Genomic DNA, 6,760 nt, shown 5'->3' with positions numbered 1-6,760 from the left:
GGGCTTGCTCACGAAGGCGGTGGGTCAGGCACATTATCTGGGGCTGACACTCTGCTTTCGCGGGCAAGCCCGCTCCCACATGAGATTTGTGGGATTGCGGGAATTTGAGTACACCCGGAAGTCCTGTGGGAGTGGGCTTGCTCACGAAGGCGGTGGGTCAGGCACATTATCTGGGGCTGACACTCTGCTTTCGCGGGCAAGCCCGCTCCCGCATGAGATTTGTGGGATTGCGGGAATTTGAGTACACCGGAAAGCCCGCTCCATGCGTTAACGCTCGCGGCTAAGGCTGAGCGCCGCTCCGGGCGTTTTCATTGCCGGAGGTGGCCGGACGCGGCATGACGTGTTGATGGCCGGTCGGATCGTTGAGCTGCACGGCGTTGCCCTTCTGCCACGCGTCAGCCCCCGGTGCGACCGGCGCCGGTTTGATCTCGGCGCGGGCTTTTTTCTTTTCGGCGCTATCAATGCCCAGGCGCTGATCACGCTGGCCGACCATTTGCGCATCGGCCTGACCGTCAGCGGTAAAGCCCATCATCAACTGCGGCACGCCCAGCGGCAGTTGCTTGTCCTGATCGGTGTGCCAGGTGTGCCAGGTCTTGCCGTAGGTATTGGCGAGTTTTTCCATCAAGCGGGTTTCCGCCACTTGCGGGATGCCCGGCGCGACCAACTGGCCAGAAGTGACCTCGTGCGCGTGGCTGTGCCACAAGGCCTTTTCCTTTACCGGCAATTGCGTAAACAGGCGCTGGCTGATGATGTATTCGACGCCCATCAATTTGGCTTCAGCGGTGTTGCCGTCGTAGATCACGCACTGGAAGACTTCCTCGTTGAGCGCCGAGCAGTAGTGGTGCGCTTCCATCTGCGCGCCGGGATGGCCGTTGTAAAAATGGAAGCCATCGAGGTACATGTTCAATGCGCGGATCGGCGGTTTGTCCTGCAACCACTGCGCGCCGACTTCGAGCATCTCTGTGTCGGAGGCTTTGGCCTGGCCCGGTGTCTGCACCGGCGAATCGGTGTTGCTCATCGCGCAACCGGTCAACGCGGCGACCATCAAACCAACGGGAACCCAACGTCCCTGCGAGGTTGTCGTACGCATGTTTCACTCCTCGAACTTTCAGTGACGGGCGCGTGCTGGCCCTGTTCTGCAACTGAAAGCGGGAGAACGGCAGAGTTCGAAAAAGCTGCGCGCGGATCAGACTGGAGAGATCGTCGCCAGCACGCCGATCAGGATGGTCAAGGTCAGGAAACCGCCGAGGAAAATCGCCATCTTGTACATGTTGCGCTCCTTGATGCTCAGTGTGCGGTGCACCGGACGCTTCGGGATGAGAGGTCGGAGGGTGATTGGCCGCACTGCCGGGGCATTCTGAGCCTGTGGCTGTACTGAATACAGAGGCAGATGAAACAGAAAAATACGGATCAGATGCGCATCTGATCCGCTTCGGGCATGAACCGGTATTCAGCCTGAAACTTGAGGATTCACTTTCGGCGCGGTTGATCTACAGTCATTGCCGACCGACAACAATAAAAACCGGAGTGACCATGCCCGACCTCGCCTTGCAGCCCAACGTCGCCGCGTCCCTTGAGCGCTGGCACGAGATGATCCGCAGTGGCAACCTCAAACACCTGCCTGAACTGCTCGATCCGCAAGCTGTATTCCGCTCGCCCATGGCCCACACGCCCTACCCCGGCGCGCCGGTGGTGGCGATGATCCTCAACACCGTGTTCGAAGTCTTCGAAGATTTCGCCTATCACCGCGAGTTGGCGACGGCGGATGGCCTGAATGTGATTCTCGAATTCAGCGCCAGGGTCGGCAGCAAGGAACTCAAGGGCATCGACATGATTCGCTTCGATGAGCACGGCAAGATCGTCGAGTTTGAAGTGATGGTACGGCCGTTAAGTGGGTTGCAGGCATTGGGCGAAGAAATGGGTCGGCGCCTGGGGGCCTACCTGGCGAACGCGAAAGCCTGACCCTACCGAATGTAGGAGCTGACGAGTGCAACGAGGCTGCGATCTTTTGATCTTGATCTTCAAACGTCAAAGTCAAAAGATCGCAGCCTCGTTGCACTCGTCAGCTCCTACAGGTCCGGCGTATAAAAAAACCCACTGACCGTCGCCGGTTCAGTGGGTTTTGTGTGTCAGGGATCTAATTACAGAGCCATGTCACGTGCAGCGTTTTCCTTCGGCGCTACGGCTTTGTCAGCCGCAGGTGCCGCCGGAGCAGCTACCTGACCGATCGCTGGAGGCGTCGGCAGTTCGAGGATTTTCGCGGTGTAAGCCCACTCTGCAGCCACTTTGGCCGGATCGCTGTTCAGCTGGGTGCCGTAGCTCGGCACGATCTGGTGCAGCTTGGTCTGCCACTCAGGGGTTGCGACCTTGTCTTTGAAGACTTTCTGCAGCACGCTCAGCATGATCGGTGCAGCGGTCGACGCGCCTGGCGATGCGCCCAGCAGGCCGGCGATGGAGCCGTCTTGCGAAGCAACGATCTCGGTGCCCAGTTTCAGCACGCCGCCAGCGGCTTCATCACGCTTGATGATTTGCACGCGCTGGCCGGCTTGCCACAGACGCCAGTCGTCGGCTTTGGCATTCGGGAAGTATTCCTTCAGCGCGTTCAGACGGTCTTCATCCGACAGCATCAACTGACCGGCAAGGTACTCGACCAGCGGGTATTCCTTGATGCCGACCTTGGTCATTGGCCAGATGTTGTGGGTGGTGGTGCTGGTCAGCAGGTCGAAGTACGAACCTTCCTTGAGGAACTTGGTGCTGAAGGTCGCGAACGGGCCAAACAGAATGACGCGCTTGCCATCCAGAACTCGGGTGTCCAGGTGCGGAACGGACATCGGTGGCGCGCCAACCGAAGCTTTACCGTAGGCCTTGGCCAGGTGCTGCTCGGCAATCGTCGGGTTCTCGGTCACCAGGAACGAGCCGCCAACCGGGAAGCCTGCGTATTCCTTGGCTTCAGGAATGCCCGACTTTTGCAGCAGGTGCAGAGCACCGCCGCCAGCGCCGATGAACACGAACTTGGCGTCGGTTTCGGTCTTGGTACCGTCTTTGAGGTTTTTGTAGCTCACACGCCAAGTGCCATCGGCGTTCTTGGTGATGTCTTCGACTTCGCTCGACAACTTCAGATCGAAGTTAGGTTTGGTCTGCAGGTGAGCGGCGAACTGGCGGGTGATTTCGCCGAAGTTCATGTCCGTACCCAGCGGGCTCCAGGTGGCCGCGATTTTCTGGTTCGGGTCACGCCCTTCCATCATCAGCGGTACCCACTTCTTGATCACAGCCGGGTCTTCGGAGTACTGCATACCGGCGAACAGCGGGCTCGCCTGCAAAGCTTCGTAGCGCTTTTTCAGGAACTTGATGTTGTCATCGCCCCACACGAAGCTCATGTGCGGTGTAGTGTTGATGAACGAGCGAGGGTTCTTCAGCACACCCTGCTGAACCTGCCACGCCCAGAACTGACGGGAAACCTGGAACGCTTCGTTGATCTCGACGGCTTTCGGGATCGTCACGTTGCCCTTGTCATCTTCCGGGGTGTAGTTCAGCTCGGCGAGGGCGGAGTGACCGGTACCGGCGTTGTTCCAGCCATTGGAGCTTTCCAGGGCGACGCCATCGAGGCGCTCGACCATTTCCATCGACCAGGTCGGTTCCAGCTCATTGATCCACACACCCAGGGTGGTGCTCATGATGCCGCCGCCGATCAGCAGGACGTCAACTTTCTTGGCTTCGGCAGCATTGGCAGACGACATCCCCATCGCCAAAGCCAGACCGAGCAAGGCTGTGTTCACTTTCTTAAACATCTGTTGCACCTATGATAAAACGCCTTCCGCCCGTCGTTGTTATCAGTCTGCGTTGCGCTTTGTTGACGCTCAGGCTGGCGTCGCGCAATCCGGCACACTTCAATATTGACGGGTGGGCACACAAGGCCGACATGTGGCATCGACCTCAGTTAATGTCCCTTCTGAACTGACTTCTTATCGTTATTGGCTTCAGCTGCTTGAGCGACAGGGATCCCGTCGGCCCGCCCGAAAGGCCAGCCAACCGAATTAAGTCAAAGCAAATTTGGCGCGGAGAATATCACGTCAGGGCGAACCCGCGCGTCTGTTCCCGACTTGAAAGTCTTTTTCCGCTCAGAGATTTATCGGCCATCGGCAACCAAACATGACTGCGATCAGGCATTGGCCTGCAAAGTTTTTTGCGCGATGCGCATCGCAACTTGCTAAATCAGCGCCAAGTGCTCGTTGTCTATGCAGAAAATAACCTGCTAAGTTGTACGATGACTGACGAAATAAGCCAGTCATCCCACCCAATAAAAACAAGGAAACAACATGACCAAGTCTCGCCTTCTTATCGGCTTGTTCTGCGCCTTCAGCGCCTGTGCCATGGCCGCCCCTGCTCCAGCGGAAAAGGAAGTTGCCCAAGCGGTTGATCACCTGACCCAGGCGATGCTGCACAAAGACATCGCCGAACTGAACGCTCTTACCGCGCCGAACCTGACCTACGGCCACTCCAGCGGCAAAATTCAGGACAAGCAGGAGTTCATCGCCGACATCGAAACCGGCCGCAGCGCATTCAAGACCCTCGAAATGCAGAAGCAGACCATCACGATGTCGGGTGATACCGCGCTGGTGCGCCACCACTTTTCTGCGCAGGCGTTGAAGGGGACCGAGGTGATTCCGACCGAGATCGAGAATTTTCAGATCTGGCAGAAACAGGGTGGGAAGTGGTTGTTGGTGGGGCGGCAGGCGTTCAGGTTTTGATCAAGGGCACATTGGCCTGATTCAATCCTGTCAGCGCTGGCCTCTTCGCGAGCAGGCTCGCTCCCACAAAGGACTCGACACTGGCGAACCTTGTGGGAGCGAGCCCGCTCGCGAAAGCGCTGGCTCAGGCAATGGAAAACCCGCTGGTCTACCTAAACATCACAACCGAAACCGATCCACCGACCGCGCCAATTGCCCCGCCAGACTCGACAATTCATCCGTGGTCGTCGCGGTCTGCCCGATCACCCGGCTATTGCCCTCGCTCATTCCCGCAATCATTTCCACCTGATGGGCGATTTCATTGCTGGCCTGGCTCTGCTCGCCAATCGTGCGGGTAATGTCATTGACCAGTTGCGTGGTGTTCAGCGTGGCGTCGAGGATCTCGCGAATCGCCCGCTCGACTTCCGCCGTCACCGCCATCCCCTTGTCGACCTGCGCCACGCCCGCCTCCATGCTGCTGACCGCCTCGCGCGTGCTGTTCTGGATGCGCGCGACCATCGCTGCGATTTCCTGGGTCGAGGCGCTGGTGCGTGCAGCCAGACTGCGCACTTCATCAGCGACCACGGCAAAGCCACGGCCCTGCTCACCCGCCCGCGCTGCCTCGATCGCAGCGTTGAGTGCCAGCAGGTTGGTCTGGTCGGCGATGCTCTTGATCACTTGAATGATGTTGAAGATCGCCTCGGATTCCTGATCCAGCGTGCGGATCACCTGCGCTGACTGCTGCGCCGAACGGGCGATGTCATCCATGTCGCTGACTACTTGGTGGATCACCCCGCCACCCTCCTTGGCCAGGTTTTCGGCCTGATTGGCCATGCTCAGGGCGCGTTCGGCGTGGCGGGTGATTTCTTCGATACTGGCGGTCATCTGGCTGGCGGCAGCGGCCATGGTTCCGGCCGCGATGCTCTGCTGCTGGCTGCTGTCGGCGACCTGATGGCAGCCGTGGCTGAGCTGCTCGCTCATGCCGCTGACACCATGGGCGTTGCGCCGCACTACGTCGATCATGTTGCGCAGATCACGCTGCATGGTCGCCAACGTGCGGATCAGCACACTGGCTTCATCTTTGCCGGCGGGTTCGACAATCGGTTCGCTGAGATTGCCATGGGCAATGCTTTCGGCGATGCGGCTGGCGGACTGCAGCGGCCCGAGGATGCTGCGCATCACCCAGCGGCCCTGGATCAGCAGCAGCAACAGACTGGCGATCAGCACCACACCAAGGGCCAGATTGGCATTGCGAATGGCTGCTTCGGTGCCTACGCTGGTCTGTCGGGTGTTGCTTTCGATCAACTCGCTGAGCGCCGCCATCTGTTCTTCGAGCTGGCTGAACGCGGTGTTGAACGTGCCAAGCTGTTGCTGGGCGGCATCCGGATTGTCCAGCGCCACGCCGACGATTTGCTCGGCGGATTTGATGTAGGTGTCGAGGCTCGGCTTGATCTGCTCGAGCGCCGTGCGCAACGCCGGGTTGATCGGCAGCTTCAGGTTGTCATCCAGCACTGCACGAAAATGCCCGGCGTGCTCGGTGAGCGAATCGCGCACCTCAGCCGCACTGCCGGTGCTTTTGCCCAGGCCCACCAGCATTGCCGAATAGACATCAGCGCGCAGGGCGTCATGCATCATGTCGGCTTCCATGTGATTGCGCAGCGCGCTCATGCTCACCGTGTTATCACCGACCGCCGTGGCCATCCGCAGATTGCCGACGTAACTGACCAGGCTCACGATCAGCGCCGTCAGCAGGCTGGTCGCAATCAGCAACACCAAACGCAGTTTGATCGACACCGTGGAATCTCCCGTGGGCACGCTGGATTACGCTTGTCGGATTTCAGTTAAGCCTATGTGCAGGGAACTGCCGACACAGAGCGTATCGGCTGATGTCAGCGGCGACTTGAATCGGGCAAAACTTTTGGATCGCGCGGCCAGTCACACCTTGCAGCACCGCTGGATAACGCCTTCATCACCGGTTAACCCCGGCAGGCTATCAATCCAGCGCTTCGAACATTCATGCAGCTGAAGGAAAC

The 6,760-nt window shown here is 59.1% G+C and carries 5 protein-coding genes and 1 pseudogene; 2 read left to right on the top strand and 4 right to left on the bottom strand.

Annotation, left to right across the window (positions count from 1 at the left end; genetic code table 11):
- Window positions 1-280: 280 nt before the first annotated feature.
- Complete coding sequence (locus AC4IHP_RS25175) at window positions 281-1,090, bottom strand: OBAP family protein (protein WP_490833007.1); 810 nt, start codon at window positions 1,088-1,090, stop codon at window positions 281-283.
- A gap of 443 nt (window positions 1,091-1,533) precedes the next feature.
- On the opposite strand from AC4IHP_RS25175, the gene AC4IHP_RS25170 reads away from it, so the two are divergent.
- Complete coding sequence (locus tag AC4IHP_RS25170; protein ID WP_460118291.1) at window positions 1,534-1,962, top strand: nuclear transport factor 2 family protein; 429 nt, start codon at window positions 1,534-1,536, stop codon at window positions 1,960-1,962.
- A gap of 179 nt (window positions 1,963-2,141) precedes the next feature.
- Here AC4IHP_RS25170 and mqo read toward each other — a convergent pair whose 3' ends face one another.
- Complete coding sequence (gene mqo / locus AC4IHP_RS25165) at window positions 2,142-3,788, bottom strand: malate dehydrogenase (quinone) (protein WP_490833006.1); 1,647 nt, start codon at window positions 3,786-3,788, stop codon at window positions 2,142-2,144.
- Between the two features lie 528 nt (window positions 3,789-4,316).
- Between mqo and AC4IHP_RS25160 the strand changes: the two genes are divergently transcribed.
- Window positions 4,317-4,748, top strand: a complete 432-nt coding sequence (locus AC4IHP_RS25160; protein WP_252884405.1) for a nuclear transport factor 2 family protein — start codon at window positions 4,317-4,319, stop codon at window positions 4,746-4,748.
- A gap of 159 nt (window positions 4,749-4,907) precedes the next feature.
- Here the strand turns inward: AC4IHP_RS25160 and AC4IHP_RS25155 are convergent, their stop codons facing one another.
- A complete protein-coding gene (locus tag AC4IHP_RS25155) occupies window positions 4,908-5,633 on the bottom strand; it encodes a methyl-accepting chemotaxis protein (RefSeq protein ID WP_490833008.1) in 726 nt (241 codons plus the stop codon).
- A gap of 132 nt (window positions 5,634-5,765) precedes the next feature.
- A pseudogene (locus tag AC4IHP_RS25150) lies at window positions 5,766-6,521 on the bottom strand (MCP four helix bundle domain-containing protein); the annotation flags it as partial.
- Window positions 6,522-6,760 lie beyond the last annotated feature (239 nt).

The sequence above is a fragment of the Pseudomonas sp. UF-293 genome (genome assembly GCF_058245595.1).
This window is presented reverse-complemented; position numbering and strand designations above follow the sequence as displayed.

Bases quoted from the DNA above. Each gene is read 5' to 3' on its own strand.
- mqo (WP_490833006.1), bottom strand. From the start codon at position 3,788: ATGTTTAAGAAAGTGAACACAGCCTTGCTCGGTCTGGCTTTGGCGATG.
- AC4IHP_RS25160 (WP_252884405.1), top strand. From the start codon at position 4,317: ATGACCAAGTCTCGCCTTCTTATCGGCTTGTTCTGCGCCTTCAGCGCC.
- AC4IHP_RS25155 (WP_490833008.1), bottom strand. From the start codon at position 5,633: ATGGCCGCTGCCGCCAGCCAGATGACCGCCAGTATCGAAGAAATCACC.
- AC4IHP_RS25175 (WP_490833007.1), bottom strand. From the start codon at position 1,090: ATGCGTACGACAACCTCGCAGGGACGTTGGGTTCCCGTTGGTTTGATG.
- AC4IHP_RS25170 (WP_460118291.1), top strand. From the start codon at position 1,534: ATGCCCGACCTCGCCTTGCAGCCCAACGTCGCCGCGTCCCTTGAGCGC.